General features: G+C 58.4%; 15 protein-coding genes and 1 riboswitch. Of the genes, 6 read left to right on the top strand and 9 right to left on the bottom strand.

Annotated features, from left to right (window positions below):
* Positions 1-244: 244 nt before the first annotated feature.
* Together AC33YF_RS00915 and AC33YF_RS00910 are read left to right on the top strand one after the other, a co-directional pair.
* Positions 245-793 (top strand): hypothetical protein, encoded by a 549-nt coding sequence (locus tag AC33YF_RS00915; protein WP_491775311.1) that lies wholly within the window; start codon positions 245-247, stop codon positions 791-793.
* A 291-nt stretch (positions 794-1,084) separates the two neighbouring features.
* Complete coding sequence (locus tag AC33YF_RS00910) at positions 1,085-1,834, top strand: vWA domain-containing protein (RefSeq protein ID WP_491775310.1); 750 nt, start codon at positions 1,085-1,087, stop codon at positions 1,832-1,834.
* A gap of 19 nt (positions 1,835-1,853) precedes the next feature.
* Here the strand turns inward: AC33YF_RS00910 and AC33YF_RS00905 are convergent, their stop codons facing one another.
* The 5 genes from AC33YF_RS00905 to AC33YF_RS00885 form a co-directional block, all read right to left on the bottom strand.
* Positions 1,854-2,480 (bottom strand): glutathione S-transferase family protein, encoded by a 627-nt coding sequence (locus AC33YF_RS00905; RefSeq protein ID WP_491775309.1) that lies wholly within the window; start codon positions 2,478-2,480, stop codon positions 1,854-1,856.
* Positions 2,481-2,627: 147 nt separating this feature from the next.
* Positions 2,628-3,452, bottom strand: a complete 825-nt coding sequence (locus tag AC33YF_RS00900; RefSeq protein ID WP_491775308.1) for an SDR family NAD(P)-dependent oxidoreductase — start codon at positions 3,450-3,452, stop codon at positions 2,628-2,630.
* 33 nt (positions 3,453-3,485) lie between these two features.
* Complete coding sequence (thiC, locus tag AC33YF_RS00895) at positions 3,486-5,363, bottom strand: phosphomethylpyrimidine synthase ThiC (RefSeq protein WP_491775307.1); 1,878 nt, start codon at positions 5,361-5,363, stop codon at positions 3,486-3,488.
* Between the two features lie 11 nt (positions 5,364-5,374).
* On the bottom strand, positions 5,375-5,761 hold the full coding sequence (locus AC33YF_RS00890) for a hypothetical protein (protein WP_491775306.1): 387 nt from the start codon (positions 5,759-5,761) through the stop codon (positions 5,375-5,377).
* Positions 5,759-5,866, bottom strand: a riboswitch (TPP riboswitch). It overlaps the preceding gene by 3 nt.
* Before the next feature lie 128 nt (positions 5,867-5,994).
* Complete coding sequence (locus tag AC33YF_RS00885; RefSeq protein WP_491775305.1) at positions 5,995-6,363, bottom strand: hypothetical protein; 369 nt, start codon at positions 6,361-6,363, stop codon at positions 5,995-5,997.
* Between the two features lie 215 nt (positions 6,364-6,578).
* Here AC33YF_RS00885 and AC33YF_RS00880 point away from each other — a divergent pair, with 215 nt between their 5' ends.
* Entirely contained in the window at positions 6,579-7,388 is an 810-nt protein-coding gene (locus AC33YF_RS00880) for an SDR family NAD(P)-dependent oxidoreductase (RefSeq protein WP_491775304.1), read from the top strand.
* On the opposite strand, the gene AC33YF_RS00875 is transcribed toward AC33YF_RS00880, so the two are convergent.
* Entirely contained in the window at positions 7,385-8,446 is a 1,062-nt protein-coding gene (locus AC33YF_RS00875) for a CorA family divalent cation transporter (RefSeq protein ID WP_491775303.1), read from the bottom strand. The two genes, AC33YF_RS00880 and AC33YF_RS00875, sit on opposite strands and share 4 nt — an antisense overlap.
* A gap of 77 nt (positions 8,447-8,523) precedes the next feature.
* Complete coding sequence (locus AC33YF_RS00870; RefSeq protein WP_491775302.1) at positions 8,524-10,155, bottom strand: chloride channel protein; 1,632 nt, start codon at positions 10,153-10,155, stop codon at positions 8,524-8,526.
* Positions 10,156-10,385: 230 nt separating this feature from the next.
* On the opposite strand from AC33YF_RS00870, the gene AC33YF_RS00865 reads away from it, so the two are divergent.
* A complete protein-coding gene (locus AC33YF_RS00865; protein WP_491775301.1) occupies positions 10,386-10,757 on the top strand; it encodes a phasin family protein in 372 nt (123 codons plus the stop codon).
* A 121-nt stretch (positions 10,758-10,878) separates the two neighbouring features.
* On the opposite strand, the gene AC33YF_RS00860 is transcribed toward AC33YF_RS00865, so the two are convergent.
* Complete coding sequence (locus AC33YF_RS00860) at positions 10,879-12,258, bottom strand: flavin-containing monooxygenase (RefSeq protein WP_491775300.1); 1,380 nt, start codon at positions 12,256-12,258, stop codon at positions 10,879-10,881.
* A 269-nt stretch (positions 12,259-12,527) separates the two neighbouring features.
* On the opposite strand from AC33YF_RS00860, the gene AC33YF_RS00855 reads away from it, so the two are divergent.
* The gene (locus tag AC33YF_RS00855; protein WP_491775299.1) at positions 12,528-13,889 is read left to right on the top strand and encodes an FAD-binding protein; all 1,362 of its coding nucleotides are present in this window, start codon (positions 12,528-12,530) and stop codon (positions 13,887-13,889) included.
* 47 nt (positions 13,890-13,936) lie between these two features.
* Positions 13,937-14,932, top strand: a complete 996-nt coding sequence (locus AC33YF_RS00850; RefSeq protein WP_491775298.1) for an aldo/keto reductase — start codon at positions 13,937-13,939, stop codon at positions 14,930-14,932.
* Positions 14,933-14,935: 3 nt separating this feature from the next.
* Here AC33YF_RS00850 and AC33YF_RS00845 read toward each other — a convergent pair whose 3' ends face one another.
* Positions 14,936-15,709, bottom strand: a complete 774-nt coding sequence (locus AC33YF_RS00845; RefSeq protein WP_491775297.1) for an SDR family NAD(P)-dependent oxidoreductase — start codon at positions 15,707-15,709, stop codon at positions 14,936-14,938.
* Positions 15,710-15,786 lie beyond the last annotated feature (77 nt).

Here is a 15,786-nt window from a genome sequence, read left to right as displayed (position 1 = left end):
TTTGTTGAGCCTCTCGATTTATGAGGCAACCATCGCAGGGATCTATTACAAGCGCGATACATTTTTTGTCAGATGATTGCCATTCTGTTCTCTACTCGGATCTTGCGGTTCTGCAAGGTCCACTTGCCCCGATTCTCGCCTAGTCACTTGTCTCGCCTAGTCACTTGTCTCACCTAGTCACTTGGGCGTCGCGCGGCTCTGCGATACCATTCCGCACACGGAAGCCAATTTGGGGAATGTGATCATGAATGCTGTCTCTATTGCCAAAACCACAGCCGTCGTACTCGCATCCGCCGCCCTGTTGGGTTCCCTGCCCGCGAGGGCTGAAATTGAAGGCGAGTGCAGCAAGGCCGTTGGTACATTCCTCACCAAGAATGATCTGGATAACAACGGCCGAGCCGTCACGAGCCGCAGCCTCCTTGTGCTCACGAATGGCGGACACGCGCTTCGCGTCGACTCCGATCAGAAGGCGGCTACGATGGACCTCCGGTCTTTTGGCGACAGCGTGGGCGCCTGGCGTTGCGACGGCGTCGATGACGATGGGACTATTCGGCTGACTGTCTCAACGCTCGACTTCACATACTCGAACGCAGAAGGATATCCAGGACAGATTGGGCGTATTGACGCGACGGGAACCTATAAGCCGACAACGGGGACTATGGTGCTTGACGGCAAGCTGGCGTTTCTCTCTATGGGCTCAGACGCACAGGAAGCCAACGCGCTCTCAAAAGCATCCTCGACGATTTCCGTGAAATTCACGGCACAGCGTATCGAATTGCCAAAGACACCCTAGCCGCAATACATCGGCCGGTATCTCCGATGACTGTACCGCATTCCGAGTGCCCGTCTCAGCGCTTGGCACCAATGAGGGGGAAAACCAACCGTGGGTTCGGAGTGAGCATTCGGACCTCTTCAATCGAAAGTACGGATTTTCATTTCGTCTTGACTGACAACAAAGTGTTCGCCCTCGGGTATGAGCAATCACAAGCCGCTGCATCAGGATTCCGTGATCGAGCCGGAGGGCCTGCCACCCGTCTGATCCTTTGCTATACTGCCAAAAATAAGATCATGCTGCGGAGCAATAATGCGGTCCAGATTACTACGCCACTTGGTCCTTGCGGCGCTCACAGCTCTCGCAATCGTTGGTGTCGCCAATAACCAAAGGGCGATGGCACAAGAGGTGCCGTATGACGGCGAAGCCCGTCCCTACTGCACCGAAGATGCCATGATTGTTTTCGATGCATCGGGGTCCATGGCCGGCAACACGGTCCAGGGTCTGTTTAGCGATAAGACACGAATCGGCGAGGTCCGCGCGGCGCTGTCAGCGGTCCTTCCGGACGTCACACGCTTTCGCCGGGTGGGTCTCATTACCTACGGCCCCGGTCCCTACCAGCAATGCAATGTGCGGCTAAACTTCCCGCCCGAGCCGCAGGCCAGCCAGAGAATCTTAGGCGTGGTGAACGCGATCAATCCCGCTGGCAAGACCCCGCTCGTGAATGCGGTGGTCGCAGCGGCGCGAATATTCGAGCATGTGTCGGCCCCCGGGACGATCGTGCTTCTAACAGACGGTGAAGAGACCTGTGGCGGTGATCCGTGCGAACTGGGCAAGCTTCTCAAGGAGCAAAGCGAACACCTCACGGTGCACGTCGTTGGCTATCAGCTCAGGAGCTTCCGCTGGACGGGCGCGCAGAGCTTCCTCGACACGAAATGCTTGGCCGAAGAGACCGGCGGCGAATACATCACCGCCAACAACCGCCAGGATCTCATCGCGGCGTTCCGAAAGACATTGGGTTGCCCCATGATGTCCGCGCTTCCGCACGGTACGCTGCGCTAGTTCCCTAAGCGACCCAGCATCAAAGCTCCACGCCGCGCTTCGCGTAGTAGCCTCTAATCGACGGATCATTCATGACGCGTTGAAAATGCTCCATGAGCTCAGGTGCAACCTCCTCGACGAGATTGGTCGGGACATAGTCCAACATGCCAGAGGTCAATTGCCGTACCAGCATCGCCACCTTGAGGTCTGCGATGGTCAGGCGATCGTCGGCAAAGTATCGCCCGCCGTTATCCGACAGGTTTTTGCCCAACTGCTTGAGAAAGAGAGGGAACATACCTTCGACGAGTGCTTCGCGCCGCTCCTTCTTTTCCTCGTCGGGAAGGAACAGGGTTGCGCCGATTTGTTGAAGGAGATCCTCGACCGCGTCCATCGCCTCGTCGCATAGCGCGGCCTGCCAGAAGTCCGAAGGGTATAGACCTGTAAGCTTGGCGACATACCGACTGATCGCATTGGACTGCGCCAAGGTTTTGCCCTCGGCCTGCAGAACCGGCACAGCACCGAATGGCGTGGTGTCTTTGCGTTCCGGCCAGTCGGCAATCGCAATCCTATCGTCCTCGAAGGGAACGGCTCCCATCGAGAGCGCGAGCCGCACGGGTTCACCCCGGCCCCCATGAAAGTCGAAATAGGTCAGTTTGAAATCGCTCATGAGCATCCCCTCACTCGGTATGGGTGCATCGCGGCCTAGAGTTTCCTTGAGCTAGATTGCAAACAAGCTGACTTGATTGAGGCGTGCCGCGCGCAACCGGAAGTGCAAAGTCTAAATCAGGAGTACGGGCGCGAACAAGTCGCTGGGCTAGCCCCGACCGCTACTTGGAGTGATGCGCGCCAACACCTCTTCAATAGCGGCTACGACCTGCTTCGCCTTTGTCGGATGGAGCGCATCGGGATGAGGCGCGGCGAATCGGCCTTCGTCATTGTCAAAGTATCGGCCAGATGCGTTTTGGAACGCGTCTGAGAGCGCTGCCTGTGTCACAATCTGGGCGCCGACATCCACACCGGCGCGCGCGCTGCCGTAAGCGTCCATCACCATCTTAGTCGCAAGCAACGAGCCCGGATTGATCGCGATGACCGCAGGGCCCTCACCCTGAAGCGACTCTGCAAGAACGCGCGACCACATCATCAGCGCTAGTTTGCTTTGGGCATAGGCCGCGCCGTCGGAAAGCGGCATCTTGCCGGACAGCGCCCGCAAATCGACAGGAGCTTGGGCCGCCGAGGAAAGATTAATGACCCGCCCGGACTTCGCCATTTGGGGTAGCAGCAAGCGCGTCAGGACATAGGGCGCGATGGTGTTAACGGCAAACCGCGTGTCGAGTCCGTCGGCGGTTCGCGTATTCGGCGTGCCGTAAATGCCGGCGTTGTTGATCAAAATATCGACAGTGGGGTGCGCCGCGACCACGTCGCTTGCGAGGGCCTTCACGTCCGCCATGGAGGAAAAGTCAGCGACATAGGTTTCGACATGACCTGCGCCGGGCTGAGCGCGGAGCATCTCCTCAACATCTGCGAGCTTGTCGGCGCTGCGCCCGTGCAACAGCACCGTATGTCCCAGCCCGCTCAGCATCTTGGCGGTCTCTAGCCCGATCCCGTCCGTCGCGCCGGTTATGAGAATGATCTTAGGCACTACGTCGACTTGCGCAGTACACAGATGATCCCCCTACTCTTTCTCTATATAGACCTCTTCGCCCATTTCGCGAAACTTAGCGCTCATTTCGTCCATGCCTTGCTTGCGTGCTTGCTCGACCGCATCGCTGCTAGAGAGGACGCCCTTCTCGTTCAGCTTTGCGGCGTATTCGCGAACTTGCTGGGTTATCTCCATGGAGCAGAATTTCGGTCCGCACATGGAGCAGAAATGAGCGAGCTTGTGCGCCTCTTTCGGAAGAGTTTGGTCGTGATAGTCGCGCGCCGTATCAGGATCGAGCGACAGATTGAACTGATCCTCCCAGCGAAACTCAAACCGGGCCTTTGAGATTTCGTCGTCACGGGCCTGCGCCGCCGGGTGGCCCTTCGCAAGGTCGGCCGCATGCGCGGCGATCTTATAGGCCATCACGCCCGCCTTGACGTCGTCACGATCCGGGAGCCCAAGATGCTCTTTGGGCGTCACGTAGCAGAGCATGGACGTTCCGAACCAGCCAATCATACCAGCCCCAATCGCCGATGTTATGTGGTCGTAAGCCGGTGCGATGTCTGTCACTAGCGGGCCGAGCGTGTAGAATGGCGCCTCGCCGCATTCCTTGAGCTGCTTCTCCACATTTACCTTGATTTTATGCATCGGGACATGGCCGGGCCCTTCGATCATCACCTGGCAGCCGCGATCCCAAGCGACTTTCGTCAGTTCACCGAGCGTCTCGAGCTCGGCAAATTGCGCGCGGTCGTTAGCATCGGCAATTGCTCCAGGACGAAGCCCATCGCCGAGACTAAAGGATACGTCGTATTTCCGCATGATCTCGCAGATCTCGTCGAAGCGCTCATACAGGAAGCTCTCTTTGTGACGGGAAAGGCACCACTTGGCCATGATAGAACCGCCACGGGAGACAATGCCCGTGACACGATCCGCTGTTAGATGGATGTAGCCAAGGCGCACACCCGCGTGGATGGTGAAGTAATCCACCCCCTGTTCGCATTGTTCGATCAACGTGTCTTTATAGACCTCCCAATCGAGCTTCACGGGGTCGCCATCCACCTTTTCCAGCGCCTGATAAATCGGCACGGTGCCGATCGGCACAGGCGAATTGCGGATAATCCACTCGCGCGTCGTGTGGATGTTCCGGCCGGTGGACAGGTCCATCACCGTGTCCGCGCCCCAACGAATGGCCCACACCATCTTCTCGACTTCTTCCTCCACGGAGCTTGTCACTGCAGAGTTGCCGATATTGGCGTTGATTTTGGTGAGGAAGTTTCGGCCGATAATCATCGGTTCCGACTCGGGATGGTTGATGTTGGCGGGGATAATCGCCCGGCCCCGCGCCACTTCGTCCCGTACGAACTCCGGCGTAACGAATGGCGGAACGGCGGCGCCAAAGCTCTCCCCATCCTCCAATCGCGCTGCTGCTTCCTTGGCGGCCTGTTGGCGGCCGATATTCTCGCGGTGTGCGACATAGACCATCTCGTCCGTAACGATGCCCGCTCGGGCCAGCTCCAACTGCGTCACGGGCGCGCCCGGCAAACCGCACAATGGCTGCCTTGTCACCTCAAACGCGTCGGCCAAGTGTCTTTCGCCTACACCGCCATTGTCTTCCGGCTTGATGGCGCGGCCTTCGTACGGCTCGACCCCGCCCCGCCCCGTGACCCAGGAACTCCGCATGGGATGAAGTCCGCGCTTCACGTCGATCCTGGCGCCATCATCAGTATACGGACCTGACGAATCATAGACGCGAAAAGCCTCGCCGTTACTCAATTCGATCTCACGCAAGGGCACGGCAAGATCTTCGCGGCTTGGTGGTGAGGCATGCACCTTCCGGCTGCCGATCAGCGGGCCCGTTGTTACTTGCGGAGAGTTTGCTGTGTGGTTGTTAAGCGAATCAGGACGGTTCATGTCTATCTATCTCAGCTAGAGTATCCAAAGAAGCAGAGTATGACGCCGGCCACAAACCAGACCACGCCGGCCACGGTGATTGCGACAGGTTTATCCAGCATAGCCTCGCCGAACTTCTCGACGGTGCGGAAGAAAACGATGCGCATCGTTCCGCCGATCACGGCGAGCCAGCCCAGCACTGTGATCATCAACCGCCAATCGAACGCCCATACATTGTGATAGAGCACGATAGCGAGCCCCGCCGTCATGACCAAAATGCCCGAGATGTAGATCAGCGAAGGGCTTTCCAGGAATTCCCGCGCCATGGCGACTTGTTGCCCGCCGTTGACAAACAGGCTGATGGCGGCCGCCAATATGACCGGTCCCATGAGCTGCGCGAGAAAGATTGACGTCTGCAAAAGCGCAATCTCCTGTCCCTTCGCCGGTACAAGCCGGATCAGGTTCTAAGGGTCTCCGCGGCAAGCGGACTCTCAGCCCCGCATGGGGCTCCCCCCGGACGGGCAACACCTTACGCCGACAGCGCTTGCTTCGGAAGAGGGGAGTGGGGACGATCGCACCCAGCAGACGACCAGGCGCGGGCAATAATACCCAAGGCACCCCTTAGGTTGCACTTTTCAGCGCTCTGACTTGGCTACCAGCAGACCTTGGCGCCGGTCGTGCACACGTTGGGTGAAACCACGCCACGCCAGCAAATCGTATGGCCGCGTGAGGTAATAATGTCGGGCTTTTGGTAGAGATGCGAATCTACCGACTGGCGCCAATAGGGCTGGGGCTTGGCGCGCATCGGCGTGACGGACGCCCTGCCAATACCGTTGGATGCCTTATATTTGGCTATCGCCTCTTCGAGCGATTTCTGAGACCTGGCGACAGCCGTCTGTTTGTTGACCCCATCAGCGGTTCCAGACAATCCAACGCAACCTGCTTGCGCCGTCGTGCTGTGAGTCACAAGAAGCCCTGCCGCCACGAATGCCAGTGCAAAGGCGCGCCAATACGACCCCATCGAAGCCTCCTTAGAACGTGTCGGGTTGGAGAGTTTTACGAGCCAAAATTTGCCATGACCAGTAGCTTGAAGTCTGGGCAAAGGCGTTCTGCAATCGCTGTTACCCTTATGCCACAGTCTATGGCCTATTCAGCGCCCCGCCTATAGGACATGAGTAGGTTTCACATGAGATCGGGTGGCGCGCGCTAATGGCGTGAAACTCGTCGGAGTGCAGAATGAGCAGGGGTAGAAAGTCCGTCCTCGTGACAGGGTCCTCTAGCGGCATAGGCGCCGCCATTGCCAAGCGCTTCGGCCGCGAGGGCGACCACGTCGTGCTGCTCGCACGAAACGAGGAACGGCTGGAACGAACAGCCCAAGACGTACGGAAGGCCGGCGGAACCGCGACCACGTATCAAATCGATCTGCAAGACATCTCCGCAACGTTGAGCGTTGCGGCGCGCATCACTGAGGAAGTCGGCACGCCCGACCTTCTCGTTAACAATGCCGGCGCCGGCAGATGGCTTCCCCTATTGGAGACGAACACTGAAGAAGCGTCGGCCATGATCGCCGTTCCCTATCTCGCTGCCTTTGCCCTGACGCGCGCCTTCGTCCCATCCATGATTGAGAGAGGCTCTGGCGGGATCGCGTTCGTAACGTCACCGGCTTCTTACCTCGCCTGGCCGAATGCGAGTGCCTACATCGCCTCAAGACACGCGCTGGCCGGCTTCGCCGAGGGTCTGCAATCGGAACTCAAGCCAACGGGCATTGTCACAACTCTTGTGGTCTTGGGCACGACGGAAACGCCCTATTTCGAAAACAATCCAGGTAGCCGTGAGCGAATCCCAGAAGCCGATTCCCGGTTGCTGCCGGTTCTGACAGCAGATCAGGCAGCAAACGCCGTATATGAAGGTCTCGCGCAACGAAGACGCTTTGTCGTCAAGCCGGGCTTTTACAGGGTTCTGTTCGTCTTGAACGCGCTCTTCCCAAAGACTGTAGCGAGCCAGATCCGCCGCGCGGCAAAGAAGGCACGCAAAGCAGGCGCCTAGCGACGCAACATGCCGAAGCGCTTCAACAGCCAAAAGACGAGGCCCGAAGCACCAACCAGCAAAAACATCGTCACGATGAACCCGGACTTGTCGTTCACGAGCGGCAAGCCGCCTGCATTCATGCCAAAAATCGAGGAGATGACGCCGGCAGGCAGAAATACGGTTGTGACGATTGTCAGCAGCTGAAGATTGCGGTTGGTCTGGTCGGTCATCCTTAGCGAGACTTCTTCTTGGAGCAGGTGCGCGCGATCTCTTAGGGCAACCATTTCATGGTCCAACCCGTCCAGACGCTGAGCAATATGACTGGTTTTTAGGTCGTGCGCGTTGCCCGTTATCTGCCACGTGTTCTGTTCGAACCGTGCGATCACGGAACGCTGCGTCGCCAGCAGCCGGTGTAACCGCACTGCAAGCCGCCGGCATTCCGCCAAACGCTTTGGGATATCCGCAGAGACATCGACGATCAATCGCTCTTCGATCTGGTCCAGTTCATCGCTCAGAGCAACCGATTTATCCTCAACGCCGGAAGTGACCTGAATAAAGATCGACTCCAGCAAGCCCACATGATTTCTCGGATTCTGACCCGCCTGCACGGCCTTTCGAACTGCCTCCGTAGAATGCAGGCCCTCCCGACGCCCTGTGGCCAGTAGCTTTTCCGTGGCAACGAAATGCAGGAGCCCAAGCTCGTCGGTAAGTCCCTCAAGCCGATAGACCAAGTCCGCAAAGACACCGTAGATGCAAGCATCGTCGGCATGCAATTGCTGATGATCGCCCACGGAAGACAAGAGATCCACGGCAGCCTTCGGAAGATCTTTCAGGTGAGCGCGCATGAAAAGTGCAGCGCGTGCGTCGGTGAGATTCAAGTGCACCCAAAGCCAGCCCTCCTCAGCGGTATGACCCCGCGCGCTGGACGGCAGCGTGCTCTCGGTAAGCTCTTCTGTTGTCCCGTCCGCGCTGAAGCGAATGGCCCAGACGAGGCCTGGGCACATGTCGGTGGACGCTGATGGATGTGTCGACTTTGCGGCGGCTGCGACAGAGACAGCGGACTGAGCTTTGGACATGATCCCCTCGTACAAGATAACAGAAGAGTCTCAGGATTGAGGCTCTGTGACCACCGCTGGGAGTTAGCCCCTCTCCGCTAACGATGTTCCTCGACGCTCGTTGCGATGAGCTCCTTGTTTAGCGCGCGCAGGGCATGGGTCTGCGAGATTTTTCCGACGATACGGCCACGATCATAGGGGTCCACAACGGGCAACAGGTCTGCGCCGAGCGTGTCGAAAACCCGCAACGCCGTTTCAAGCGTCTCGTCAGCTGGCAGAGCCCTCTCACGATCGCTGTCTGGAAGCTCCGTCGGCTCGTCCTCCTTCAAGGGCCACATGATGTCGGACACGCGCAAGTCTTTCATAATCGTGCGGTGCGGGCCTTCGTGCAAAATGATGCCCCGCGACTCGAGCTGGGCCTGGAACAACGAACGCCCAAGAATCGCTTGGTTGATACCGTTGGCCACGGCGACAGTGAGGAGAAGCGCAAGGCTCAACTCGAAGCCACCAGTGAGTTCGAACACCATGACCGTTGTCGAGATCGGTGCGCCCAGCACAGCAGCCGCAACGGCACCCATGCCAAGAATGGCGTAGAGCCCCTCGCTAGAGCCGACCTGCGGGAACGTGGCCGCCGCAATGAGACCGAACGCCCCGCCAGTCATGGCGCCGAGATAGAGCGCAGGTGAAAAAACGCCGCCGCCAAAGCGTGAGCTAAGCGTTATCGCCGTGGCGGCCGTCTTGAGAACGATCAGTATCAGCATCGTCTCAATGGACAGTTGATCCTTCAGGGCCGCATCTGTGGTGTCGTAGCCAACCCCTAAGACCTCGGGGTACCAAATAGCCATGATACCCACCATCAAGCCCCCAACCACGGGCCGCATAACGAGCGGCATATTGATGTTGCGAGCCGTCCAGTCGGTGCTGAGGATCGCCAGTTGAAAAAGCACCGCAACCAAGGCGGCGACGATCCCCAGCAACACAAAGGCCGGTACTTCGAGATATGACGCGATGCTGTACTCCGGAACGACGAACGCGGCGACATCTCCGAACCAGGCCTGAGAGAGGATCGTGGCGACCACGGATGAGAGCACCAAAGGTACAAATGTCCGGATCGAGAAATGGCCGAGGATCACCTCTTGCGCGAACAATACGCCCGCGATCGGCGCGTTGAACGACGCGGCGACCGCACCCGCCGCACCTGACGCAAGAAGCGTTCGGCGGGCGGAATTGGGCAGATTGAGATGCCGCGAGAACGTCATGGCAATGCTGGCGCCGAGATGGACGATCGGGCCCTCCCGGCCAGCGCTGGCCCCGGATCCGAGAGACAACGCACTGGCTGTGGCGCTGATCAGGCCTTGGCCCAATTGGAGGCCACGGCCCCCATTGACGCGCGCTTCTATAACGTCAGGCACTGCCACGGTCCGTCTGGCTGACAGCGCATATCGCAGTATCAGCCCAACAAACAATCCGCCAACGGCGGGGGCTAGCATCACGACCCACCAAGGCTGGTGCTTTGCAGCCTCAGCCACGTGCTCAGACATCGTATGGAGCCACGGCCACTGAAAAACGCCGATAGCGAGTCGAAAGAGGATCGCGGCTACGCCCGTGGCCAATCCGATCACCGGCGCAAGAAGCCAGACAATGGGCTGCCGCGTCTCCTGGAAATGTTTGAGATTGGGGAGGGTCCAGCGCCGGGCCGTGTCCAGTAGCTGCGCGCGTCTCAAAGCCATCTACTGGGTTTAAGGTTGTGGCCTTCCCTACTCAAGCACTCGTAGCCGTCGTTTGGCGAGTTGCCAACGGTATGGTGCTTTCAGAGCGCCAACCCGGCTCTGTCCTCGCCTGAATCGACCAGGATTCGACCTTAGTATTGTGCACTGCACAATATCCTTGAACTCTATTGTGCAGTGCAATATATACCGGTGTGCCTTAGAAACACTCTCCTCAAGAAAGGACAACCGAAATGATCGAGTTCGACAAAGCAGCCTTCGATAAGGCGGCCAAAGACATCCAGAAGCTGGGTAAGGACAACTACGAAGCTGTGCTGAAGTCCTACGGCCAAGTGAATCAAGGTATCCAGGAAATCGGAACCAGCCTTAGCGACTATGCGAAGCAAGCTTTCGCTGATGCCAACGTAACGTTTGAGAAGCTCGTTGGCGCGAAGACGCTCGAGCATGCCGTTGAGATCCAGTCTCAGTATGCCAAGGTGGCTTACGACAAATGGATGGCCGAGATGACCAAGGTCGGCGAGATGTATGCGACTGTCGCTCGCGACGCATACAAGCCGGTTGAAAAGGCCGTCGAGAAGACCGCCGCCACGGTGACCGCGTCTTAGTCGGCTAATTCAGTCCTAAGTCAAAAACACGGGCTCGGGGGCTTCTGCTCCGGGCCCTTGTTTGCGTTCGCCGTGCTAGATCTGCTTCCAGCGATTGGGGTCCACAGCACTTAACGTCGGACTACGACGCAAGCTTAAGCGTCTCCCCTTGGGGCGGCGACGCCACGTCGGCGCTTTCGCCCATCGTACGCATCTCCCCGACTGGCTGCGCACTCTCACCGAACTTTCGGAGCAAGCGCTTCATGTAGCGCCTAAACCGCAAATGATGAATTTCAAACCGGTGCCATGGCGTATCTTGTCGCTTGATGCCGTGGCCGATATCGGGGGTCGCGCTCCGTTTTAGGTTGCGAAACCAATCGGCCCGTTGCGGGTCCTTCTCCTGGGACGTGATAAACGCTGCAATCAGACGCGCCTGGTGGTCGGCGACCTGCCAGACGCCTCCTTCGGCCGGATCGAAGAGGCCGACGGCGAAGAAGTCGTCCCAGTCCCTATGGAATGTATGGATGAAGAGCTTCGACCAGCCTTCTTCATCGAGGACGTAAGAATCGTCCATAAACGGAAAATGGACACGGAAACCAGTGGCCCAAATCACCATGTCGAAGTCAGCAGAGGTCTCGTCGGTGAAGTAGACGCGCTTGCCTTCCATGTGAGTGACGCCAGGCTTGGCCACAACACGCCCATGGGTCAGATGATCCAGATAGGTATTGGATGCGGTGGGATGCGCCTCGAACAGGTCGTGATCGGGCTTCGGCAGGCCATATCGCTCGTGTGAGCCAATCAAGATCAGCATGCCGAGCTTGTAGAGCCCATACATAAATTTTCGCGGAAGCGGAGCTTGGCTTACGCGATCGATAACGGCGTCGGTTGGCTTTCCGAACAAGAGCTTGGGGAAGAAGTAATAGGTGCGGCGCATTGAATGGAACGCCGCCTTCCCGTCATGCGCAGCGTCATCAAGGATATCGACGGCCGAATTGCCCGCGCCCACAACCAAGATCCGCTTGTCCTTGAGCTGCGCCTTCGATTTCACGTCATGAGAATGTAGGATCTCGCCCTCGAAGGTTCCGGGATACTCCGGTATGGACGGATGCCAGTGGTGGCCCGTAGCCATGATCACGCCGTCATAGCGCCTGGGTTTGCTCTCTCCCTGGACCGTGACCAGCCAGCACTCGTCTCTCCGCTCGACGTTCTCGACGCGCGTGTTGAATGTGATGCGATCGTAGAGCCCAAACTCTTCCGCATAGGCCCGCAAATAGTCCTGCACTTGCTCAGCGCTGGCATAGACTGGCCAATCCTCGGCGAAGTCGAAATCCAAATAACGGGTCAGCTTCTTCGAGGAGTTCAGATGAGTCGAGCTATAGACGGCGTGCGGGCTGTCGAGGTTCCAAATGCCCCCGACGTCGCTCTCCGCCTCAAAGCAGTCAAAGTCGATCCCGCTCTCTGCGAACCGCTTCACCACGGGCAACCCGCAAGCGCCAGCGCCAATTATGCAGTATCGCTTCACGACACCTCCAACAGCCCAGGTGCGACACAAACACCCAAGATCAGCTTGCGTCTAAGACTAGCTCCAAATTGCGGCAGACCAAAGCACTCCAGACCCTGGGCATCAACCCATAGTAATTTGGTCTCGCATCCTTGATTTGGCTCAAGTCGCCGTCTCTCCCAGAACGATCTGTAGCGACAAGATGGCATTTCGCTTGTGCCCGAATTCGATGGAAGTTACCGGTATGGCCACCGGCTGCAATACTCCGCGCCGCGAGTTGAGGTTTTTTCATGGAAAGTCAGCAGGACGTCACCATCAAAAACTGGGATGGTACCTGGACCTACCGCCCCCGCGTGAAGGCCAGACCGGAGAGCGTTGAGGATCTCGTCGAGATTGTCACCGATCCGGTACGCTTTCCCTCTCCGGTTCGTCCGGCGGGGTCGATGCATTCGACCGCGCGTATGAACGGTGACGACGAAGGGGGCACCATGGTCGATATGACGGCCATGAATCGCATCCTGCACTTCACCGGCGATACCGTCACGGTCGAGGCTGGCGTGACCCATGGCGACCTGGCTAAGGCCCTGAAGGCCAGAGGCCTGCAGCCCTACATCACCACCGAAATTGGCAACACGACGCTAGCCGCCTTCGCCTGTGCCGCTACGAAGGACAGTGCCTTTCCTGGAGAACATGGGCAGGTGAGCTCGTACGTGGTGGGACTTCGCTACGTCACGGCGGACGGAGAGATCAAAGAGATTACTGAGGCAAATGATCCTCAGGAAATGCAGCTATTCCGAACGAGCTACGGCCTGTTTGGCCTGATCTTCGAAGTCACCATCAAAGTGCGCCCCACTCAGGCCCTTGAGGTGCGTCACTTCGGGCTCAGCATCGAGGAGTTTCGCAAGTTCCTGCCGGTGTACAAAGCCCGCGGCTACGCAATCATGTATTACATTTACCCGTATGCCAGACGGGTCGTCGTCGAGCTACGCAAACAGCATCCTGACCGCAAACCAACGTCGCGACTGCGCTGGCAATATCGCAACAAGTTCTGGAAGCAATACGGGCCTGCCGTTGCTGCCTGGATCGACACGAACATCAAGAACAAGAAATGGCGTGTTAAGGCCCACGACGCGTTCTTTTATCTCCAGCGACAGCTGATGGTCCAGCTGATGCGCTACAAACACAGCTGGCCCCACGCCCAGATCATCAGCTACCCGCGGAATCCGAAGGTTCTCTATCTTTTCAGCATGTGGTCGTTCCGCGAGACGGACTTCTTCGACATCCTGGAGCGGTACTGCGACTTCTGTGACGCTTACGACAAGGGCACAGGGTTTCGCTGCAACCTACCCTCGGTCGGTTATGTCATCGGCCGGGATTGTGAGGCCTTGTTCTCCTATACGTGGGAGGGCCCCGGCATGAGTATCGATCCGGCCTCGACGGGAGGGCCGGAGTGGGAAGAATTTCTTCACGCTTACAACGACTTCTGCAGCGAACATGGCGGGACGCCCCTGTTCAACCAAACACCGTTTCTGACCCGCGAGATGGTGCGTCGGGCCTTCGGTGCGCGGCTGCAGAAATTCGCTGCGGCACGGGCGGAGCGCGACCCAAAAGAGCGCTTCCTGGACCAGTACTTCCGCGACCTTCTCTCGTAGAACGATTCCCCACGCACCACGCCTAGCGGTTGTGTTAGCGTCGCCGAATGGAACACACACCTATCGACGGTTTGCCGTTTGCCGCGTCGCGCATCGCGCTCGGCACGTGGGCGATCGGCGGTTGGAAGTGGGGCGGCACCAGTGAGGCCGATGCCATCGGTACGATCCACCACGCGCTGGATCTTGGCATCAATATTCTCGACACGGCGCCTGCCTACGGCTTCGGGCATTCCGAGGAGCGCGTCGGCAAGGCGCTTGAGGGACGGCGGGATCTTGTCTTGATCGCCACAAAGGTCGGCATGGTTTGGGACAGCACGAATGACACCAAGCTCCGGCGCGACTCATCGCCCGTAAGTCTGCAGCAACAACTGGAAGCATCTTTGCGCCGGCTGCGCACAGATGTGATCGACCTCTACCAAATTCATTGGCCGGACGAGTCGGTGGATTTCGAGGAGACAGCGGCCACTTTGGAGACATTCCGCAACGAGGGAAAAATCCGCGCGATCGGGCTAAGCAATTGCACTGTCCCGCAGATCGAGCGCTTCGCGAAAGGCGCAAAGATCGCGGCCTTACAGCCACCCTACAATCTGTTTGAACGCGAGGCGGAGACTGACATTCTCCCCTACACGAAAACGCACGAGCTAGTGGCACTCTGCTACGGCTCGCTCTGCCGCGGGCTGCTAACCGGCAAGATCACCGCCGAGACGACCTTCAAGGTCGATGATCTGCGCAATGACGATCCGAAGTTCAAGCCGGATCGTCGGGGGCAGTATCTCGCCGCCGTCGCGAAGCTGCAGACACTCGCCGAGGAGAAGTACGGCAAATCGCTGTTGGCATTGGCCGAACGTTGGGTTCTGGATCGGGGAAACACTATCGCACTTTGGGGCGCACGGCGCCCGGAACAATTGGCGCCAGTCGGCGACATCATGGACTGGCACATCGATAACGCGACCATGCGTGAGATCGACGAAATTCTGGCCGAGACGATCACTGACCCGGTGGGGCCGGAATTCATGGCACCGCCACCCGCCAAGTCGGCTTGAGCCTTATGCCCCTGTCGCTTTGATGAACCAGCGCACGACAGGGAAGGACGCGGCGCGCGGCAGGTTGCGAACAGTCTTGAGGAAGATCTCGACCTGTGGCGGGAACGCGATCTCATAAGGCCGCTTCGGAAGCTTTTCGAGAATCTTCCGGGCGCACCGCTCTTTCGACATTACGAAGAGCTTCTTCTTTGGATCGTACGAGGCATTGAGTGGCGTATCGACAAAGCCGGGATTGATAAGGGTGATGTCGATTCCTGTCCCACGCAGTTCCAGCTTCAAGCTCTCGGCCAGATTGATGACGGCCGCCTTACTGGCCCCATAACTGCCGTTGCCTGGCCAACCTGCGTAGCCGAAGAGCGATCCCATAATAGCAAGATGACCCTCGCCTCGCTCAAGCATCGCAGGCAGCTCAGCTGCAATGCCGTTCAAGACACCATCCACGTTGAGAGCCATCGTTTGACGAAAACCCTCCGTATCGATGTTGCGAATGTCGAACGGCACATACATTCCGGCGCCGAGTAGTGCGAGATCGATCGGCCCAAGCTCGGCTTCTACTTTTGCCGCGCATGCCTTTAGGGCCTCAACGTCGAGAACATCGGCCGGAAAGGCCGTAATGCTGGGGCTGGAGGCCGCCAACTCATCGAGCTTCTCGCTTGGCCGCGCTGTTGCGGCGACCTTGACGCCGGCTTTTGCAAGACGCTGCGCGATCTCGCCGCAAATCGCGCCCGAAGCACCCGTGATCCAGGCAATCTTCCAAGGGTAGGTCTTGTCGGCCATGTCGTTCCCTATGAGGCTTTGAGATTGGCGGAACAGGTGGCGGAAGACGGACTCCGTGATCCAGCTCGCCCGATTAC

It is taken from the genome of Methyloceanibacter sp., from assembly GCF_058506495.1.
The sequence above is the reverse complement of the archived record's forward strand: the minus strand, read 5'-3'. Positions and strand labels throughout refer to the sequence as shown.

Bases quoted from the DNA above. Each gene is read 5' to 3' on its own strand.
- AC33YF_RS00850 (WP_491775298.1), top strand. From the start codon at position 13,937: ATGGAACACACACCTATCGACGGTTTGCCGTTTGCCGCGTCGCGCATC.
- thiC (WP_491775307.1), bottom strand. From the start codon at position 5,363: ATGAACCGTCCTGATTCGCTTAACAACCACACAGCAAACTCTCCGCAA.
- AC33YF_RS00845 (WP_491775297.1), bottom strand. From the start codon at position 15,709: ATGGCCGACAAGACCTACCCTTGGAAGATTGCCTGGATCACGGGTGCT.
- AC33YF_RS00905 (WP_491775309.1), bottom strand. From the start codon at position 2,480: ATGAGCGATTTCAAACTGACCTATTTCGACTTTCATGGGGGCCGGGGT.
- AC33YF_RS00865 (WP_491775301.1), top strand. From the start codon at position 10,386: ATGATCGAGTTCGACAAAGCAGCCTTCGATAAGGCGGCCAAAGACATC.
- AC33YF_RS00870 (WP_491775302.1), bottom strand. From the start codon at position 10,155: ATGGCTTTGAGACGCGCGCAGCTACTGGACACGGCCCGGCGCTGGACC.
- AC33YF_RS00910 (WP_491775310.1), top strand. From the start codon at position 1,085: ATGCGGTCCAGATTACTACGCCACTTGGTCCTTGCGGCGCTCACAGCT.
- AC33YF_RS00885 (WP_491775305.1), bottom strand. From the start codon at position 6,363: ATGGGGTCGTATTGGCGCGCCTTTGCACTGGCATTCGTGGCGGCAGGG.
- AC33YF_RS00875 (WP_491775303.1), bottom strand. From the start codon at position 8,446: ATGTCCAAAGCTCAGTCCGCTGTCTCTGTCGCAGCCGCCGCAAAGTCG.
- AC33YF_RS00915 (WP_491775311.1), top strand. From the start codon at position 245: ATGAATGCTGTCTCTATTGCCAAAACCACAGCCGTCGTACTCGCATCC.
- AC33YF_RS00855 (WP_491775299.1), top strand. From the start codon at position 12,528: ATGGAAAGTCAGCAGGACGTCACCATCAAAAACTGGGATGGTACCTGG.
- AC33YF_RS00880 (WP_491775304.1), top strand. From the start codon at position 6,579: ATGAGCAGGGGTAGAAAGTCCGTCCTCGTGACAGGGTCCTCTAGCGGC.